Annotated in this window: 17 protein-coding genes; 5 read left to right on the top strand and 12 right to left on the bottom strand. The window is 73.0% G+C overall.

Features of this window, described 5'->3' with window-relative positions; translation table 11 throughout:
* The 4 genes from AB0F15_RS43035 to AB0F15_RS43050 form a co-directional block, all read right to left on the bottom strand.
* A partial coding sequence (locus tag AB0F15_RS43035; protein ID WP_360283355.1) for a protein-glutamate O-methyltransferase CheR occupies positions 1 to 1,077 on the bottom strand: 1,077 nt, incomplete at its 3' end.
* Between the two features lie 11 nt (positions 1,078 to 1,088).
* Positions 1,089 to 1,853, bottom strand: coding sequence for an ATP-binding protein (locus tag AB0F15_RS43040; protein ID WP_360283357.1), 765 nt, complete (start codon positions 1,851 to 1,853; stop codon positions 1,089 to 1,091).
* Positions 1,850 to 2,884 carry a chemotaxis protein CheB gene (locus tag AB0F15_RS43045; protein ID WP_360283359.1) on the bottom strand — a complete coding sequence of 345 codons (1,035 nt, stop codon included), beginning with the start codon at positions 2,882 to 2,884 and terminating at the stop codon, positions 1,850 to 1,852. The genes AB0F15_RS43040 and AB0F15_RS43045 overlap by 4 nt, the downstream gene beginning before the upstream one ends.
* 92 nt (positions 2,885 to 2,976) lie before the next feature.
* Positions 2,977 to 3,573: a chemotaxis protein CheB gene (locus tag AB0F15_RS43050; protein ID WP_360283361.1), complete on the bottom strand. Its 597-nt coding sequence runs from the start codon at positions 3,571 to 3,573 to the stop codon at positions 2,977 to 2,979.
* A gap of 214 nt (positions 3,574 to 3,787) precedes the next feature.
* On the opposite strand from AB0F15_RS43050, the gene AB0F15_RS43055 reads away from it, so the two are divergent.
* The gene (locus AB0F15_RS43055) at positions 3,788 to 4,180 is read left to right on the top strand and encodes a hypothetical protein (RefSeq protein WP_360283363.1); all 393 of its coding nucleotides are present in this window, start codon (positions 3,788 to 3,790) and stop codon (positions 4,178 to 4,180) included.
* Positions 4,181 to 4,222: 42 nt separating this feature from the next.
* Here AB0F15_RS43055 and AB0F15_RS43060 read toward each other — a convergent pair whose 3' ends face one another.
* Positions 4,223 to 4,627, bottom strand: coding sequence for a ChaB family protein (locus AB0F15_RS43060; RefSeq protein ID WP_360283365.1), 405 nt, complete (start codon positions 4,625 to 4,627; stop codon positions 4,223 to 4,225).
* A 263-nt stretch (positions 4,628 to 4,890) separates the two neighbouring features.
* Here AB0F15_RS43060 and AB0F15_RS43065 point away from each other — a divergent pair, with 263 nt between their 5' ends.
* The gene (locus AB0F15_RS43065; protein ID WP_360283367.1) at positions 4,891 to 6,873 is read left to right on the top strand and encodes an amino acid transporter; all 1,983 of its coding nucleotides are present in this window, start codon (positions 4,891 to 4,893) and stop codon (positions 6,871 to 6,873) included.
* A gap of 48 nt (positions 6,874 to 6,921) precedes the next feature.
* Here AB0F15_RS43065 and AB0F15_RS43070 read toward each other — a convergent pair whose 3' ends face one another.
* Positions 6,922 to 7,287, bottom strand: a complete 366-nt coding sequence (locus AB0F15_RS43070) for a hypothetical protein (RefSeq protein WP_360283369.1) — start codon at positions 7,285 to 7,287, stop codon at positions 6,922 to 6,924.
* A gap of 225 nt (positions 7,288 to 7,512) precedes the next feature.
* Between AB0F15_RS43070 and AB0F15_RS43075 the strand changes: the two genes are divergently transcribed.
* The gene (locus tag AB0F15_RS43075; RefSeq protein WP_360283371.1) at positions 7,513 to 9,549 is read left to right on the top strand and encodes a glycosyl hydrolase family 65 protein; all 2,037 of its coding nucleotides are present in this window, start codon (positions 7,513 to 7,515) and stop codon (positions 9,547 to 9,549) included.
* Here the strand turns inward: AB0F15_RS43075 and AB0F15_RS43080 are convergent.
* The 5 genes from AB0F15_RS43080 to AB0F15_RS43100 are packed head-to-tail and all read right to left on the bottom strand — an operon-like array spanning position 9,546 to position 12,954.
* Positions 9,546 to 10,337, bottom strand: a complete 792-nt coding sequence (locus AB0F15_RS43080; protein ID WP_360283387.1) for an FkbM family methyltransferase — start codon at positions 10,335 to 10,337, stop codon at positions 9,546 to 9,548. The genes AB0F15_RS43075 and AB0F15_RS43080 overlap by 4 nt on opposite strands.
* Positions 10,338 to 10,356: 19 nt before the next feature.
* Entirely contained in the window at positions 10,357 to 11,130 is a 774-nt protein-coding gene (locus tag AB0F15_RS43085; protein WP_360283373.1) for a cytochrome c oxidase assembly protein, read from the bottom strand.
* Positions 11,127 to 11,582 carry a DUF2243 domain-containing protein gene (locus AB0F15_RS43090; protein WP_360283375.1) on the bottom strand — a complete coding sequence of 152 codons (456 nt, stop codon included), beginning with the start codon at positions 11,580 to 11,582 and terminating at the stop codon, positions 11,127 to 11,129. Before AB0F15_RS43090 ends, AB0F15_RS43085 begins: the two co-directional genes overlap by 4 nt.
* Positions 11,583 to 11,585: 3 nt before the next feature.
* On the bottom strand, positions 11,586 to 12,056 hold the full coding sequence (locus AB0F15_RS43095) for a hypothetical protein (RefSeq protein WP_360283377.1): 471 nt from the start codon (positions 12,054 to 12,056) through the stop codon (positions 11,586 to 11,588).
* The gene (locus tag AB0F15_RS43100; RefSeq protein ID WP_360283379.1) at positions 12,031 to 12,954 is read right to left on the bottom strand and encodes a DMT family transporter; all 924 of its coding nucleotides are present in this window, start codon (positions 12,952 to 12,954) and stop codon (positions 12,031 to 12,033) included. The genes AB0F15_RS43095 and AB0F15_RS43100 overlap by 26 nt, the downstream gene beginning before the upstream one ends.
* Before the next feature lie 121 nt (positions 12,955 to 13,075).
* Between AB0F15_RS43100 and AB0F15_RS43105 the strand changes: the two genes are divergently transcribed.
* Together AB0F15_RS43105 and AB0F15_RS43110 are read left to right on the top strand one after the other, a co-directional pair.
* On the top strand, positions 13,076 to 14,068 hold the full coding sequence (locus tag AB0F15_RS43105) for an SDR family oxidoreductase (RefSeq protein WP_360283381.1): 993 nt from the start codon (positions 13,076 to 13,078) through the stop codon (positions 14,066 to 14,068).
* A gap of 119 nt (positions 14,069 to 14,187) precedes the next feature.
* Complete coding sequence (locus AB0F15_RS43110; RefSeq protein WP_360283383.1) at positions 14,188 to 14,346, top strand: hypothetical protein; 159 nt, start codon at positions 14,188 to 14,190, stop codon at positions 14,344 to 14,346.
* 3 nt (positions 14,347 to 14,349) lie between these two features.
* Here AB0F15_RS43110 and AB0F15_RS43115 read toward each other — a convergent pair.
* Positions 14,350 to 16,952: AAA domain-containing protein (locus AB0F15_RS43115; protein ID WP_360283385.1), on the bottom strand; the 2,603-nt coding region annotated here is incomplete at its 5' end.

Below are 16,952 nucleotides of genomic sequence, written 5' to 3' on the forward strand. Positions count from 1 at the left end.
CGAGGGGGTGCGGGCGGCGCTGGAGATCCGTCGGCGCTGGCCGGGGACGCCGGTGGTGCTGCTTTCGCAGTACGTGGAGGAGCGGTACGCGGCCGCCTGGGCGTTGATCAGGGCCGTCGTCTCCTCTTCGGTCACGACGATCTGGGCGACCGGGCTCGCGGAGAAAGCGTGCTCGCGCAGTTCCTCGATGCCGGAGATGTCCTGCGTGCGCCGCTGCGGGAAGCCGTGCGAAACGAAGTGGTTGAAGCTGAGGGGCGCGTTGACCGCTTTGCGGAAGACTCTTCGCTTGAGGTCCAGCGGCTCGAAGATCCGGGCGTGCGACAACAGCATCTCGGCCTTGCCGAGGAACAGCAGCCCCCGCTGCGCGAGCGCGAAGTGGAACCGCTCGAGGATCTTGGTCTGCGTCTCGGCGTTGAAGTACATCAGCGTGTTGCGGCAGACCAGCAGGTCGATCCGGGAGATCGGCGCGTCCTGCACCAGGTCGTTGCGCCCGAAGATGACCGAACGCCGCAGGTCCTTGCGGAAGCAGTACCGGTTGCCCTGCAGGTCGAAGTACCGCTCCAGCTGCGCTTCGGAGAGCCCTTCGACCTCCGCGGGGGTGTAGGCCGCCTGCCTCGCCTGTGCCAGCGCCTCGTCGTCGACGTCGGTCGCGTAGATCTTCACCCGCTGCCGGAACGCTTCGACCCCGAGGATGTCGGCGAGCATCATCGCCAGGCTGTAGGCCTCCTGCCCGCCCGCGCAGCCGGCGCTCCAGACGCGGATCGGCTCCTCGGGACTGCGCTCGGCGAGCAGGCCGGGGAGCACGTCCTCCCGCAGGTAGTCCCAGGCGTCGGAATCGCGGAAGAAGCCCGTCACGTTGATCAGGATGGTGTTGAACAGCGCGGCGAACTCGTCGGCGTTGACCTGGAGCTGGTCGATGTAGTCCCCGTAGCTGTCGATGTCGACCTGGCTCATCCGGCGGCGGACGCGCCGCATCAGGCTGCTCCGCTTGTATCCGGTGAAGTCGAAGCCCCGCGACTCCTTGAGATAGGCCAGCACCGACTCGAACTCGCCGTTGGGTTCTTTGGGCTCCGTCACGATCGACCACGCTACCCGGCGGAACGGTCACCGGGAGTGGCGGGCGGCTGGACCAGCACGGCCCAGACGACCTTCCCGCCCGCCCACGACCGGCTGCATCCCCACACCCGGGCGATCTGGGCGACCAGCTTCAGCCCCAAGCCGGGTTCGAACGGGGAAAGCCGTTCGAGCAGCATGGCCGGCCGCGTGTCCTGGTCGGCGACGGCCACCGTGCACACGCCGCGGCGAAGGTCCAGCCGCAGCCTCGGCTCCGAAGTGGTGTGCTTGAGCACGTTCTCGACCAGTTCGGTGGCGATGAACCGGGCGTCTTCGGCGAGTTCGGCCACCCCCCATTCATCCAGCCGGGCGGTGACGAACGCGCGGGCGTGCGACGAAGTCCCGGCGGAGCGCGAGAAGACGCGTTCGGACCGGCGGCGCACCGGGTGGTCCAGCGCCTCCGCCGCCCCCGTCAGATCGGCCCGGACCGGGACGTAGCGGTCGACCACGTGCCGGCTCAGCAGCACCCGGTGGCCGGGCGCGGCGGCCACCATCGTGAACGGGATGCCCGGCCAGTCGCCGATCCGCATGGCGACCAGGGAGAACACGCTCACCAGGGACGAGTCGTCGATGATCAGCCCGTTGATGTCGGCCACCAGGCCTTCGGGCGCGTCCGTCGCGATCTTGAGCAGTCCGTCCCGCAGGGAAGAATACGAAGCGAGGTTCAGCTCGCCGGTGATCGTGACGACAGTGGCCTGCTCGTGGCGGCCGATGGCGAGGTGAACCGGAGCGAGGCTCATCCCGGCGCCGCTTCCTCCGCCGTCTGGCCGATCGCATCCAGGAGGAACCGCCGCAGCGTCTCCGCCGCGTCGGCGGCATCCCGGGCGGAGGAGGTGTAGCGCTCGGCAAGACCGCGCAGGTTCTTGCTCTTGCCGCCGGTTTGCGCGGCCAGCTTCCGGGCGAGGGCGGCCTTTTCGTCGAGGGCGCGCAGCGCCTTCAGCAGCGCCGACTGGAACTCGCCGTCGTGGGCGGCGAGCAGGGCCGGCGCCGACCAGGCGTGCCCGATCCGGCAGCGGTACCGGCCCGCCGCGTCGATCTCGGTGAGCGAACCCTGGCAGTCGGGGCAGGTGTAGCCCGACCCCGGGCTCTGCTCGCTGGGGCTGAGCGCGCCCGCCCGGACCTCTTCGCGCGCGATCCGGTCTTCCAGCAGCAAGGCCTGCGCGGGCGGGGTCACCGCGCCGGGCTCCACCGGCAGCCGGACCAGCTGGTCGAGCACCGCGCCGATCTCGGCGGCCGGGAGCACGTATTCCGCGTCGACCAGGGAGAGTGCGTTCTCCGGCATCCCGCTGTAGAGGGCGTCCGCCGGATCCTGGACCACGGCCGGGCCGCCCCGGTCCACGATCGCCTTCAGCCCGGCGGCACCGTCGTCCAGTGCCCCGGAAAGAACCACGCCGATGGTGCGCGGCCCCGCGCTCAGCGCGGCCGACCGGAACGTCGCGTTGATGGCGGGCCGGTGCCCGTTCTCCGTCGGTCCCCGGGTCAGTACCAGCACGTTGTCCTCGATGAGCAGGTGCCGGTCGGGCGGGGCGACGTGCACGGTGCCCGGCTTGATCGCCGTTCCGTGCTCCGCGGTCACGGCGGGCAGCGGACCCGCGCGGTCGAGGATCCGGGCCAGCGCGCTGTGCGTCCCCGGGCCGAGGTGCATGGTCACGAGGATGGTTCCGGGGAAGTCGGCGGGCAACCGGGAAACCACGGCCCGCAACGCCTCCACCCCACCCGCCGAGGCGCCGACGACCACCAGGTCACGCCGGAAAGGCGGCACGACGTCCACCTCCTCACCATCGGCTACCACGGTAGTCCAGGTCAGCCGTTACCACGAGTAGCCCCCACCGCGCGGGTTAAACACTTTGCCTCCACCGAGTCTCAGGAGTACCGGCGAACGTGGCCCAGGATGGCTCCGGCGATCCCGGACAGGGGCAGCACGGCGTGCACCAGCCCGGTGCCGATGGCGGCGCTGGGCATGCCGAAGTGCGCGGACGTCCCTTCGTCCTGGGCGAACACGGTGCCCCCGCACCGGGAGATCGCGCGGATCCCGGCCTGGGCGTCGCTGCCCTTGCCGGTCAAGACGACCGCCAGCGCGCGGGGACCGCACGTGACGGCGAGCGTGGCGAGCAGCAGATCCGCCGACGGCCGCGCCGGGGGCAGGTCACCGGTGTCCAGCAGCCCGATCCGCGCCGCCGAGGTGACCAGCAGGTGCCGCGCCGCGGGGACGACCAGGACCGCGCCCGGGGCGAGCTCGTCGCCGTCCACGGCCTCGGCGACCCGCAGCGCGGTGCGCGCGGCCAGGAGCCCGGTCAGGTGGCTCAGCCGGCTCGGGTCGAGGTGCTGCGCGACCAGCACCGCCGCCGGAAGGTCCGCGGGCAGCGGAGCGAGCACCCGGATCAGGGCGTCCAAACCACCGGCGGAAGTGACCAGGGCGACGACCGGGAACCGCAGCGGGTACTCCGCGGCGGCGGTCACCGGGATCCGCACACGGTCACGACCACGTGCGGCGGAATCCGCTTCCGCCGCCGGCCGCGGACTGCCCGGCTGCTCTGCACGGACCGGATTCTGTCACCGATCGTCGCGGGTCACCAGCCGCGGACCGGGCGGCCGGAGTGTCCGGAGTGCCGGGCTCGAGGCGGGCGTGAGATGCTCGACCGCGCAGGCAGGCCGGAGGCGGGAGGCGCAGCGGGTGACCAGCTGGATCGACGTGATCAACTTTGTCCGGACGCGGTACGAGGTCCTCGAGGAGTCGGAGGACTGGCTGCGGTTCCGGCTGGAGGGACCGCGGGACCGGACCCAGCAGGCGACGGCGCACCACCTCACCGAGCTCGACGGCGGCTCGTGGGTGGAGATCTCTTCGCCGGTCGGCTGGGCCGACAAGATCGACCTGCGGCGGCTGCTCGAGCTCGCCGGCGCCTCGGCCGTCGGCGGCGCGGCGGTGGTGGACGGGGTCGCGCTGCTCAAGCACACCGTGCCCCTCGAGGACCTGAGCATTCAAGAGGAGTTCGAGCGCCCGCTGAAAGCGGTCGTCGCCCGCGCGGACGCGTTCGAGCACGAGCTCACCGACGCCGACGAGTTCTGACGGCCCGGGTTCCGACCGTCCACACCGGACGCGGCAGGCGCTTCACCCGGAGCCCCGGGCCCGGTCGGTGCGCCGTCGGTTCTCCTTCTCCAGCGCGGTGACGAGTTCGTCCTTGGACATCCGCGACCGGCCGGGAATGCCGAGCTGCTTGGCGCGCTCGTAGAGGTGCTGCCGGCTCGCGGTCGCGGCGACCCCGCCGTGGGTCGGCCGCACGGGCTCCCCCGCACCACCGGCGGCCTGCTCGTCCGAAGGGCCCCGCTCGGGCTTGGCCTCCCAGTGGTCGCCGACCTTCTCGAAGGTGTGCTTCAAGGCGGCGTAGGCCGTCTGCTGCGCCCGCCGCCCGGGCCCGTAGGTCCGCAGCGCGGAGTCGTGCGCGGCCACCCAGGTGTCCTGCGCCTTGCGCGGCGACCGCAACAGGGTGCTGGGCAAGTCTTCACGTCCGGGCATGGTGCCTCGGCTACCCCCGGATCGCGGTGGCGAAACGGCAGCGTCCGGCCGCGAAAGCCGCCGTGCCCGCCGTGGCGCGGCGCACCGCACGCCCCCGCCGCAACGCCCGGCCGCGCCATCACGCCGCCGCGCCACGACCACCACCACCCGGCCGCCGCCGTCCGAAAAGGACCGGCTGCCCATGGGGAGCCTCCTGTCGAGCACCGGGGCGGGATCGGGCATTCTGGTGCCCGGTGTTTCCGGGGACGAGGGGCAAGAGGAAAATGGGCGCTTCACCCGATTTGACCGTACCGGCGAGGGTCGACAGCCCGGTGCCGCCGAAACCGCCGGCTTCCGGGGTGGCCCGGTGGCTGCTGGAGCACCGGGTGGCCCCCGTCGGCCGCGCCGGCGGTGAAGACCACGGCACGCCGCAGGCCTGGTGGAAGGTCATGTGCCTGACCGGCGTCGACTACTTCTCCACCCTCTCCTACCTGCCCGGCATCGCCGCGCTCGCCGCCGGGGCGCTGTCGCCGCTGGCGACGCTGCTGATCGTCGCGCTCACGCTGTTCGGGATGCTCCCGATGTACCGCCGCGTCGCCCGCGAAAGCCCGCACGGGCAAGGCTCGGTGGCGATGCTCGAGAACTTGCTGCCGTTCTGGCGGGGCAAGCTCTTCGTCCTCACCCTGCTCGGCTTCGTCGCCACGTCGTGGATCATCACGATCACGCTGTCCTCGGCGGACGCCACCGTGCACATGCTGGAGAACCCGTACGTGCCGGGCTTCCTGCACGGCCACGCGGTGCTGATCACCGTGGTGCTGCTGCTGATCCTCGGCGGGGTGTTCCTGCTCGGCTTCAGCGAGGCCGTCGGGGTCGCCATCCCGCTCGTCGCGGTGTTCCTGCTGCTCAACGCCGTGGTCACGGTCGCGGGGGTGATCGACCTGCTGGGTGATTCCGCCGCCCTCTCCCACTGGACCGACGCGCTGACCGCCGGCGGTGGCGGGTTCACCGGCGTGCTCGGCCCGGCCGTCCTCGCGTTCCCGCTGCTGGTGCTGGGCCTTTCCGGGTTCGAGACGGGCGTCAGCATGATGCCGCTGGTCGCCGCCGAGGGGAAGAACGCCGAGGAGAAGCTGGAATCCCGGATCCACAACACGCGGAAGCTGCTCACCGCGGCCGCGCTCATCATGTCGGTGTTCCTGATCGCGACCAGCTTCATCACCACCGTGCTGATCCCCGCCGACGCGTTCAAGGACGGCGGCGAGGCCAACGGCCGTGCCATGGCCTACCTCGCCCACCACGAACTCGGGGAGATCTTCGGGACCGCCTACGACATCAGCAGCGTCCTGATCCTGTGGTTCGCCGGCGCTTCGGCGATGGCCGGGCTGATCAACATCGTCCCGCGGTACCTGCCGTCGTACGGCATGGCGCCGGAGTGGGGCCGCGCCGTCCGGCCGGTCGTGCTCGTGTACACCGTGATCAGCGTCCTCATCACCGTCGCGTTCGGCGCCGACGTCAACGCCCAGGCCGGCGCCTACGCGACCGGGATCCTCGCGATGATGGTCTCCGGCGCGGTCGCGGTCAGCATCTCGGCGATCCGGCGGCGGCAGCGCGGCGCCGCCGCCGGCTTCGTCGTCCTCACGCTCGTCCTGGTGTACGCCCTGGTCGAAAACGTCATCGAAAAGCCCGACGGCATCGCCATCTCGGCCCTGTTCATCCTCGGGATCATCGTCGTCTCGCTGGTGTCCCGGGTTTCGCGGACGACCGAACTGCGCGCCGAAAGCATCGAGTTCGACGACGAGGCCCGCCGGTTCATCACCGAATCACTGGCCCACGACGGCGCACTGCACATCATCGCCAACCGGCGCCAGGGCGGGGACGACGCCGAGTACTCCGCGAAGGAAGCCGAGCAACGGGCGATGAACCCGGTCCCCGGCGCAGCCGACGTCCTCTTCCTCGAGATCGACGTCGTGGACCCGTCGGAGTTCAGCAACGTGCTGAAGGTCCGCGGCGTCGACATCGACGGGCACCGGATCCTCCGCGCGGACAGCCCCGCCGCCCCCAACGCGATCGCCGCGATCCTGCTGACCCTGCGCGACGTGACCGGCGTCCGCCCGCAGTGCCACTTCGAGTGGTCCGAAGGCAACCCGCTCGGGCACCTCTTCCGCTACCTCCTGCTGGGCCGCGGCGACACCGCGCCGGTCGTCCGGGAAATCATCCGCAGCAGCGAAAAGGACCCCGCCCGCCGCCCGGGCATCCACGTCGGCGGCTGAGCCGGCGAGCCCTTGCGCAGCGGCTCGCGGCGGGGGATCAGCGAATCCTCAGCGCCCCGCGGGTGGCGGGCCTGCCCGCCGGACCGGGGCACGAGCCGGTGCGCGGGCGGGGCCGCGCGCGTCCTGCGGGCGGGGTGCGCGTGCGGGCGCTCGCGCCGGTCCGCGGCCCGGTGGCGGGGCCGCCGGGCGGGCCGGCCGAGCCGGACGGTCGGCCTGCGGCACCCGGCGAGGCCGGTTCACCCAGGAGTCGAACAGCAGGATCAGGCCCGCGAACACGGCGCAGCCGATGCCGAGCGCCACGTTGACCAGCGCGCCCAGGATGCCGGCCACGAGCAGGACCGGCAGCACCGCCATCAGGCAAAACGGATCGATCCGGCCGAACTTCTTGCGGGACGGCTCCTCGCGGGGACTCACCGTGCGGTCTCCGGGTTCCTTGGCGCCATTCCAGCAGTATGCAACGGCGGAGCCCGGCGCGGCCACTTCGGTGGCCCCCTGACCGATCAGGATCACACGCGGTCACCAGGCACAACGATTCCCGCCACGCCGGACCGGCGGACAGAAACAGACAGGATTCGCGCGTACCCGGAGAGACACCGTCGTTCCGTGGTGCAATGGCTCGGCGCCGGAAGGGGTACGCGCATGAAGCACGGTTTCCCGCTGCGGAGCGGTTACGCCCTGCTGGCCCTGGCCGCCGCGTGCGGCACGCTCGCCGGCGCGGCCCCGGCCACGGCGCGCCCGGCGCCACCCTCGATCGAGTTCGCGAACCCGGACAGCCAAGCGCTGTTCGGCACCGCCTACGCCGCCGCCCTGCAGAACCTCCTGCAGACCAACACGATCGGCTACGACGCCCGCTACGACCGGAGCGACCTGCTGGACCCGGCCACCGGCCTCCTCCGCGCGGGCGGCGGCTACGACCAGCCCTGGACCCGCGACGCGTCGATCAACAGCTGGAACGCCGCGAGTCTCCTCGACCCGGCCCTGGCGAAGAACACGCTGTGGGCCGTCGTCGACAAGGACGCGAGCGGTGCCCTGCGGGTGCAGCAGGACGACCAGCAGTGGGACCAGGTCGTCTGGGTCACCGCCGCCTGGCACCACTACCTGGTCACCGGCGACCGGGACTTCCTCCAGGACGCCTACCGCACGGCGACGGACACGCTAACCATCCGCGAGCACGCCACCACCGCCGGCTTCAACGCGACCTACGGCCTGTTCACCGGCGCCTCCTTCTTCAACGACGGCATCGCCGGCTACCCCGCGCCGCCCGCCGACGCGACCGAGTCGGTCAGCACCGGGAGCATGCCGTGGCCCGGGGTGGCGAGCGGGATGTACCTGAGCACGAACGCGCTCTACTACGGCGCCTACGTCAACGCCGCGAACATGGCCGGGAAACTGCGTCGGCCGGGGCAGGAAGCCGCCGGGTACCGGAGCAAGGCCGCCGCGCTCCGGACCGCGATCAACCAGCACTTCTGGAACCCGGGCACCGGGCTGTACGACTACCAGCTGCTCGCCGACGGCTCCCGCGGCGCCTACCAGGAGGGCACCGGGCTGGCGTTCGCCCTGCTCTTCGGCATCGCGAACCCGGCGCAGGCCCGGTCGATCGCCGGCCACGCCCGGGAACTGCCCTGGGGCATGCCCGACACCTACCCGAACTGGGCGCGCTACAGCGACGCGCAGCCCGGCCGCCACAACGCCGTCGTCTGGCCGCTCGTGCAGGGCCTGTGGGCGAAAGCGCTGGCCGCCCAGGGCGAGCAGAACGCGTTCGCCGCGGAGACGGCACGCCTGGCCAAGCTGGCCGGCGGCAACAGCGGCTTCTGGGAGATCTACAACGGGACCACCGGGGTCGTCGACGGGGGCTGGCAGCGGCTCGGCGACACCGTGAAGTTCCACTGGGGTTCCGAGCCCGACCAGACCTGGTCGGCCACGGCGTTCCTCGACATGATCCACAGCGGCCTGTTCGGGCTGACCTTCACCGACCGCGGGCTGTCGTTCGCGCCTCGCCTCCCCGCGGGCTGGGGCGACGTCACCCTGCGGAACCTGCGCTACCGCGGGGCGAACCTCACCGTCGCCCTGCACGGTGCCGGCACCACGATCCGCTCGTTCACGCTCGACGGCCAGGCCGCCCCCACCGAGGTCCCGGCCACGCTCACCGGCGACCACACCGTCGACGTCACCCTCACCGGGGCGCCCGCCGGCGACCGGGACGGCGACGCCGTGCCCGACGACCGGGACCGCTGCGCCGACACCGGCGGCACCGCCGCCCTGGGCGGCTGCCCCGACCCGGCGCACCTCGAAGCCGAGGACGCCCGCAACTCCGGCGGGGTGAAGACGAACGTGAACCACACCGGTTACTCGGGCCGCGCGTTCCTCGACGGCCTCTGGGCCCAAGGCGCGACGTCGTCGTTCACCGTCCACCGCACCACGACGGCGCCGGAGCGCGGCACGATCACCGTGCGGTACGCCAACGCCAACAGCGACACCCGCACCATGACGCTCTCGGTGAACGGGCAGGCGGTGCGGCAGGTCGGCTTCCCGAAGGTCGCCGACAGCTGGGACGCCTGGGGCACGACGAGCTTCGCCGACGTCCCGCTCAGCGGCCGCGACCCGGTGGTGACCCTCTCCTACGCCCCGGGCGACACCGGCTCGATCAACCTCGACTGGCTCGGCTACCGCTCCTAGCGGACCGCGAAGACCATCCCGATGTCGGCGGCTTCCTGGACGGGATCCTGCACGGCCTCGACCGTGAACCCGCGCACGGCGAAGACCTCGCGGACGGTGTCGCGGTTCCGCCGCCACCCTTCGACCTCGACGACGGCCTGCCGGACCAGCGGCCAGTGCCGGTCTTCGAGCCCGCGCAGCACGTCGAGCTCGGCGCCCTCGACGTCGACCTTCAGCAGGTCGACGCGCTCGATGCCCTGCTCGTCGAGCACCGCCGACAGCGGCCGGACCCGGACGTGGTGGGTTTCGAGCTCCCGCATCACCTTCAGCTTGCGCCCGACGATCCCCCGCAGGATCGGGACCGGCACGCGGCGCAACGCCGCACCCAGGCCGCCCCGGCGGATCATCTCGACGACGCTGGCGGTGACCCGCTGCCGCTCGGCTTCGACGTTCGCCGCGTCCCGCCACGAAGACGAGAAGATGGTCGCCGCCGGGAAGTAGCTGAAGTCCAGGTCCTCCTCGCCGGCCGCCAGCCCGTAGGGCAACGCGGTCAGCCGGCCGCCGAAGAAGTCGCGGCCGTTGCGCTCCAACGTCGCGTAGAGCGGCGGAAGCGGCTCGAACGCGTAGATCCGCACGTCCCCGTCCAACCGCTCGTACACGGCCGCGGAGAAGACACCGACGTTGGCGCCGACGTCGAGGACGGTCGCCCCGGGGGCGAGCTCCACACCGTGGGCGAAGTAGGCGCCGACCTCCTCGCGCAGGAAGGACACCTCCCACGGGTTGATGCTGTGCAGGTCGATCGTGTCCATGGTCACGCGCACAGGGTTATCAGGATCGGGCCCCGCGGGGCACCCCCGTTCGGCGGCTCCTCGCCCGGCGCGCCCGAACGTCGGCCCGCCCGCGCGCCGCGTACCACTGCAGCGCGACGATCAGCGCGAGCCCGAGTTCGACGACGTCCCCGCCGTAGTACATGAGCTGGGCTCCGGCCTGCCGGTCCGCGACGGCGAGCAGCACGCCCGGCGGCGGAGTGACGTACAAGGTCTTGGCCAGCACGGCGTGCGCCGCCGCCGCGCCGATCAGCGCGCCGGCGCGGACGCCGAGCCCGACGCGGTGGCGGAACGGGTCGAGCCGGCACACCGCCGTGGTGAACAGCAGGCCGGTCAGGAAGACGTGCCCGTGCAGCCAGGGTTCGTCGCCGATCGCGGCGAACAGGGAGGTCCGGTAGAGCAGCCACAGGCTGCCTGCCTCGATGACGGCGGCGACCGGCGGGAAGACCAGCACACCGGCGGCCCACGAGCCCAGGACGCGCTTGAGGCGGTGGCGAGCCGTTTTCGGGACCGCGCGCAGCAGGAGGGTGACCGGGCGGCCGAGCACCACCAGGACGGGCGCCACCATGCCGAGCACGACGTGCTGCAGCATGTGCCCGGTGAACGTCGGTGCGCCCGGCACCAGCGTCGCGGCGACGCCGGCACCGAACACCACGTCCCGGCGGGGTGTCCACCGGTCACCCCGGCGCCGCAGCCGCCACGCGCCGGCTTCGTAAGCCGCGAACACCGCGACGGCGAGCAGCGCCTGCAGGGAGTGGCCGGCGTGGGCGCTCACACCGTCGCCCGCGCGCGGCGCAGCAGGACCACGCCGGCCACCACCAGCAGCACCGCGACGACGTTCCACGTCCAGTCGTACGGCGTGAGGTCCACGGCGTAGCGGATCTGGTGCAGGCCGAGGAGTTTGTGCTGGACGGTGCCGTCGTAGAGCTGGAAGGCGCCGGCGCCGGTCAGGACGCCACCGGTGAGGGCACGGCCCGACAGGCGATCACCCCGCCGCAGGTCGGCGACGAGCACCAAGCCGAAGACGACGGCGAAGAAGCCGAAGGCGTGGAACAGCCCGTCGGAGACCAGCCCGGCGTCCGTGGTCGACCGGTCGTAGAAGTGGTGCCAGTGCAGCAGCTGGTGGAACACGGTCTCGTCGGCGAACGCCGCAACGCCGATCCCGGCGAGGACTCCCGCCCACGCGGAACGCGCTGTGGGCTGCACGCCGCGCCCGGGAGTCGTCACGGCTCAGCGTTCTCCTTCGACGTGCAGGGCACCCTGTTCCGGCCCCGCGGCCACCGCGGAACCGGCCTCCACGCCGATCTGGTCGGGCTCGGTGTCGACCGGGAGACCGTCGCCGTCGACCGGTTCCAGCTGGATCGGCTGGTCCGGGGTCGCGCCCGTGTCCGGGTCCGCGTCGGCTTCCTGGTCCGGCAGGGCGCCGACACCGGCCGGGGGCACCTCCGTGGCCGGGTCCGGGAGTTCCTCGTCGATGCGGTCGCCCAGTCCCCGCGGGTGGGCCTGCTCCCACGGGGTCATCCCGTACTTCGTCACGCCCGACCAGTGCTCCGGGGGATCCATGCCCTCCTCGAGCGGGTCGGCGCGGATCCGGTCCTCGTCGAGGTCCTCGGCGCTGTTGAGCGCGGCCGGGTCCGTCTCGACGGCGTCGGGTTCGCCGGTGTCGTGCGGCGGGTCATAGCTCTGGTCCGGTTCGGTCATGGTCCCCGGACTTCCCGCTGACGCGACGGCGAAACACCGGCCGGCGGCAGCCTTCCCCGGTCCGGGACAGCAGGACGACGCCCACGACGGCCACCGCGGCGGCGGGGACCCACACGAAAGCGTGCCCCGGTTCGAGCCGTTCCCCCGTCAAGAACCGCGCGGCGGGCACGGCGGCGAGGGGGTCGAGCAGCGCCAGGGCGGGCATCGACCACGACAGCGCACCCCGGGCGTAGGCCTGCTGGCTGCCGAGCTGCGCGACGACCGCGACGGCGAGGGCGGCCCACAGCGCGGTGCCGGTCAGGGTGGACACCAGCCCGCGTTCCTCGAACGTCTTCACGGCCGCGGAGATCAGCACCGCCGCGACGCCCGCCGCGACCCCGGCCGTCGCCCCGCACGCCAGCGCGCCCCACGGCCCGCGCCCGAACCGGCCGGACACGGCGACCAGACCCACCGCCACAACCACCGCGGCGGCGACGGCGAACCACGGTGGCAGGTGCTCGCCGGTGCCGGCGGCGGGGCGGGCGGCGACGAGGAAGACGGCCAGGCCACCGCAGGTGCAGCCGGCCCCGATCCCGTCGAGCCGGGACGGCAGGCACCGGTCGCGGACCGAGCGGATCCCCAGCGCGACGACCAGTCCCCCGGCGAGGACGGGCTGCACGATGGCCACCGGCGCCAGGGCCAGCGCGACCACCTGCAGCAGGGTCCCCAGCACGGTGGCGCTCTGCCCCACCATCCACTTCGGACGCGTCACGAGCAGGCGCAGTTCGAGGCCCCGGGCGTGCGCACTGCTCGAAGCGGCCTCGTGCTGCAGCACCGAGCCGACGGCGAACAGGACGGCGGCGGCCGCGGCGACCGCCGTACCGGGGACGAAGGCGGCGATTCCGGCGGGGAGGGGCACCCGGTACAGGTACCCCCGGTCCCGGCAGTTATCCCGGCCGCGCAGTTGTCCCGGCCGCGTTTGTGCCCCGGCGGAAGCGGTAACCGGGTGGTCCGGAAACCGCGACCCCGAGGAGTCCCCCATGCCCCGACCGGTGTCCGAGCAGGTAGTCGTGCTGATGGGCGCGTCGAGCGGGATCGGCCGGGCCGCGGCGCTCGCCTTCGCCGCCCAAGGAGCGCGTGTCGTCTGCGCCGGACGCACCGCGCGAGCCCTCGACACGCTGGTCGGGGAGATCACGAGCGCCGGGGGGACGGCCGTGGCCGTGCCCACCGACATCACCGATCCGGCCGCGGTCCGCGAGCTGGTCCGGACGGCCGAAGCCCGGTTCGGCCGGATCGACACCTGGGTCAACCTCGCCGGGGTCGCGGTGTTCGGCCGCGTCGAAGACATCACCGACGAAGAGTTCGACCGCGTCCTGCGGGTGAACTTCCTGGGCCACGTCCACGGGGTGCGCGCGGTGCTGCCCGCCCTGCGCCGCGCGGGCGGCGGCTCGGTGATCGGGGTGGCGTCGGTCGAGGGCGTGCGGGCGGTGCCGCTGCACGCGCCCTACACCGCCAGCAAGTTCGCGCTGCGCGGCTTCTACGACTGCCTCCGCATCGAGCTCGCGCAGGAGGGCGCCCCGATCGCGGTCACCACCATCCTCCCCGGGGCGATCGACACGCCGTTCTTCGAGCACTCGCGCAGTAAGCTCGGCGCGCTGCCGAAGCCCCCGCCGCCGGTGTACGCGCCCGAGACGGTCGCCGACACCATCGTGTTCGCCGCGACGCACCCCCGCCGTGAAATCCCCGTCGGCGGGGCCGCGGCCGGCTTCTTCTTCGGCCAGCGGATCTCGCCCGCCCTGACCGACGCGCTGCTTTCGCTGCGCCGGGTCGGTTCGCGCAGCTTCCGCAGCACCCTGCCGGACAACGGCACGGACAACGTCGACTCCACTGTGGACGAACCGGGGCAGGTCCACGGCAGCCACCCCGGCAAGGTGGTGCGGCGCAGCGCGTTCACCAGGCTGGTCGGCACGCTCCCCCGGCCGGGCGACCTGCTCACCGCGGCGGTGTCCCGGCGCCACCGCACGACCGGCTGAGGATCGACCGGCGCGGCGGTACGGATCCGACGCGCGCCGGTCACGCCGGTCGAAGCCCGCGTGGGCGCACGCCCAAGGCGCCGGGCTTCGATCACCGGTCACCGGGGTAACCCCCGTTCATGACCGAGTCCGAGCAAGGCCCCCTGACCCCCGACGCCCCGCCCCCACCCGGCACCCCGGAACTCGACCTCGACGTGGACATTCCCAAGGCCGACCGGAAGGAGCCCGACACGCAGGACGTCGACGAGGACGCCGGCGAGGTCGAACCGCCCAGCTGACCCTTACCCGGCAGGCCAGGGCCGCGCCGCGGTCGTCAGGCCGATCATGCCCGCGACCAGCCGCAGCTGGTCCACGGTCCGGATGTCGGCCTCGACGAGGCGGGGCGAGCACACCAGGACCGCGAGTGCCTGCGCCCGCGACAACGCCACGTTGAGCCGGTTGCGGGAGAGCAGGAAGTCGAGGCCGCGGGGCAGGTCGACCGCCGACGACGACGTCATCGTGGTGATCACCACCGGGGCCTCCTGGCCCTGGAACCGGTCGACCGTGCCCACCCGGACCCCGGGAAAGCCGGCTTCCTCCAGTGCCCGGGTCACCGTCCGCGCCTGCAGGTTGTAGGGCGCGACGACGACGATGTCGTGGTCGCCCAGCGGACGGTGGCGGCCGTGGTCCGTCCACAAGCGACCGTGCACTTCGGACACGATGCGCACGACGGCGGCGGCTTCCTCCACCGACCGGGTCGTGTTGCCGCGGTGGTCGACCTCGGCCAGGTACAACCCCGCGTCGACACCCTCCAGCGCGCGGTCCGCGGCCGACGGGTGGGCGTGCAGCCGTCCGGCGTAGGACAGCTTCGACACCGGTTCGCACACGGCCGGGTGCATGCGCCGGGTTTCGTCGAGGAAGTAACCCAGCTCAGGCGGCATGATGTCGGCGTCGCCGATCAGGTGGCCCAGCGCCGAAGCCTCGGCGCCCGCCGGGTGCGTGCCCTGCACCACCTGGGGCAGTTGCTGCGGGTCGCCGAGCAGCAGGACGTTCTTCGCGCACATCGAAACCGCGAGTGCGTCGGCGAGGGCGAACTGGCCGGCCTCGTCGATGATCAGCAGGTCGAAGGGTTCCTCGCGGATCGCCGCGTTGGCGAACGTCCACGCCGTCCCGCCGACGAGGTGCCCGGTGTCGTGCTCTTCGCGCCACTTCACCAGCGCGGGATTGCTCTTCGGCTGGTCCCACGGCGCGGCCGGGTCCGGCGTCTTCTTCGCCCGCTTGGCGCACGGCAGTTCCGGCGCGCTCTTCTTGGCCGCGCTCAGCACGTTTTCCACGGCCTTGTGGCTGGTGGAGGTGACCGCGACGGTCCGCCCCGCCCGCACCAGGTGGGCGATCAGCTTGCCGGCGAGGTAGGTCTTGCCCGCCCCCGGCGGCCCCTGCACGGCGAGCGCCGAGCCGTCGAGTTCGGCGACCGCCTCGATCACCGTGGCGACCAGGTCCTCCCCCGGCTCGGGCAGCGCCGCACCCAGGCGCAGCCGTGGTGGCGTCCGCCGGAGCAGGTCGATGCCGGGGTGCCGCGGCAGCACCGGCAGGGCGTCGACGACCAGGCGGGCGAGCTCGGCGACCGCCTCGTCCTTGGGCGAGGGCCGCACCGGGCTGCCGGGCAGCACCGCGGCCGGCCGCTCGTTCGTGGTGGCGTCCGGCGGGCAGCTCTCCTCCAGCGTCAGCTCCACGGCCGACGCGGCGACGACCTTCGCGTCGCGGGCGGTGTCGCCGTAGCGCAGCCGCACGTCGTCGCCCGGCGCGAACGGGTGGGGCCGGTCGGGGTCGCACGTCAGCAGCAGCGTTCGCTTCGCGGTGCGCGCCCGCCCGGCGGGCGGCACCCACTCCCCCGCCTCCAGCGAGACCGGCACGGCGCAGGCGGTGTCCACCTCGAGGTCCCCGAGCGGCGCGGCCAGCTGGCGGAAGTACTCCCACCAGGCGGGGTTGGTCTCGCGGCGGTGGTAGCCGACGGACGCCGCCAGCAGCGCGCGGGCCCGCTCTTCGCCGGTGAAGTCGCCCGGGTCGTCCGGCAACCCGTCGAGCAGGGGGTCGACGAGCGCGGCCAGCTGCGCGGCCCGTTCGGCGCGCCGCTCGGCGGCGACGTCCTCCTCGGCCGCGCGGAGCAGCGCGGCCTCGGCGGACTCGACGGCCGGCTCCGGGACGTCGATCCCCGCGTCGGCGCGGACCCGGTGCAGGAACTCGAACAGCCGCTGGGCGGACAGGCAGTCGTCCTCGACGTTCTCCCCGATGCGGCGCAGGACCTCGTCCGCGCGTTCCGGCTCACCGGACTGCGCGAGCGCCAGGTACTCCTCGTACGCCTCGACGGCCGACTCGGCGGTCTTCCCGCGGGCGCCGGGCTGGTAGAGCGGCTCGAGGTGCCGGATCGAGTACGACCGCTGCGACACCCGCAGTGCTTTCCGGACGACCGCGTGCAGGTCCACGACCGCGCCGCTGCGCAGCAGGTGGTCGACGGTCTCCTCGCGGGTCCCGTGCACTGCCGCGAGCCGCTTGATCGCGGTCACCTCGTACGGCGCGTAGTGGTAGACGTGCGAGCCCGGGTGCTCGGCGACCCGCGCCGCGGCGAAGTCGACGAACTCCTCGAACGCGCGCCGCTCCTGGGCCCGGCTGTGCGCCCAGAACGGGGTGAACCGCCGGTCGCCGACCGCGCCGAACAGGTACTCCACGCCCTCGCCGGCGAGGGCGTGCGGGTCGCCGGCGAGGTCGGCGAACACGTCGCCCGGTGCGGGGGCCGGCAGGGCCGCCAGCGCGTCGGGGTCGACGATTTCGCAGGTGATTTCGCCGGTGGCGTCCTGCCGGACCTGCAGCGCGGCCTGGGCGCGCAGGGCCGTGAACGACGTCACGG

It is taken from the genome of Amycolatopsis sp. NPDC026612 (genome assembly GCF_040638285.1).
GTDB lineage: Bacteria > Actinomycetota > Actinomycetes > Mycobacteriales > Pseudonocardiaceae > Amycolatopsis.

What these genes read in the sequence shown, in the direction of transcription:
- AB0F15_RS43040 (WP_360283357.1), bottom strand. Translation starts at nt 1,853, where the DNA reads ATGAGCCTCGCTCCGGTTCACCTCGCCATCGGCCGCCACGAGCAGGCC.
- AB0F15_RS43060 (WP_360283365.1), bottom strand. Translation starts at nt 4,627, where the DNA reads ATGCCCGGACGTGAAGACTTGCCCAGCACCCTGTTGCGGTCGCCGCGC.
- AB0F15_RS43065 (WP_360283367.1), top strand. Translation starts at nt 4,891, where the DNA reads ATGGGCGCTTCACCCGATTTGACCGTACCGGCGAGGGTCGACAGCCCG.
- AB0F15_RS43075 (WP_360283371.1), top strand. Translation starts at nt 7,513, where the DNA reads ATGAAGCACGGTTTCCCGCTGCGGAGCGGTTACGCCCTGCTGGCCCTG.
- AB0F15_RS43080 (WP_360283387.1), bottom strand. Translation starts at nt 10,337, where the DNA reads ATGGACACGATCGACCTGCACAGCATCAACCCGTGGGAGGTGTCCTTC.
- AB0F15_RS43095 (WP_360283377.1), bottom strand. Translation starts at nt 12,056, where the DNA reads ATGACCGAACCGGACCAGAGCTATGACCCGCCGCACGACACCGGCGAA.
- AB0F15_RS43105 (WP_360283381.1), top strand. Translation starts at nt 13,076, where the DNA reads ATGCCCCGACCGGTGTCCGAGCAGGTAGTCGTGCTGATGGGCGCGTCG.
- AB0F15_RS43110 (WP_360283383.1), top strand. Translation starts at nt 14,188, where the DNA reads ATGACCGAGTCCGAGCAAGGCCCCCTGACCCCCGACGCCCCGCCCCCA.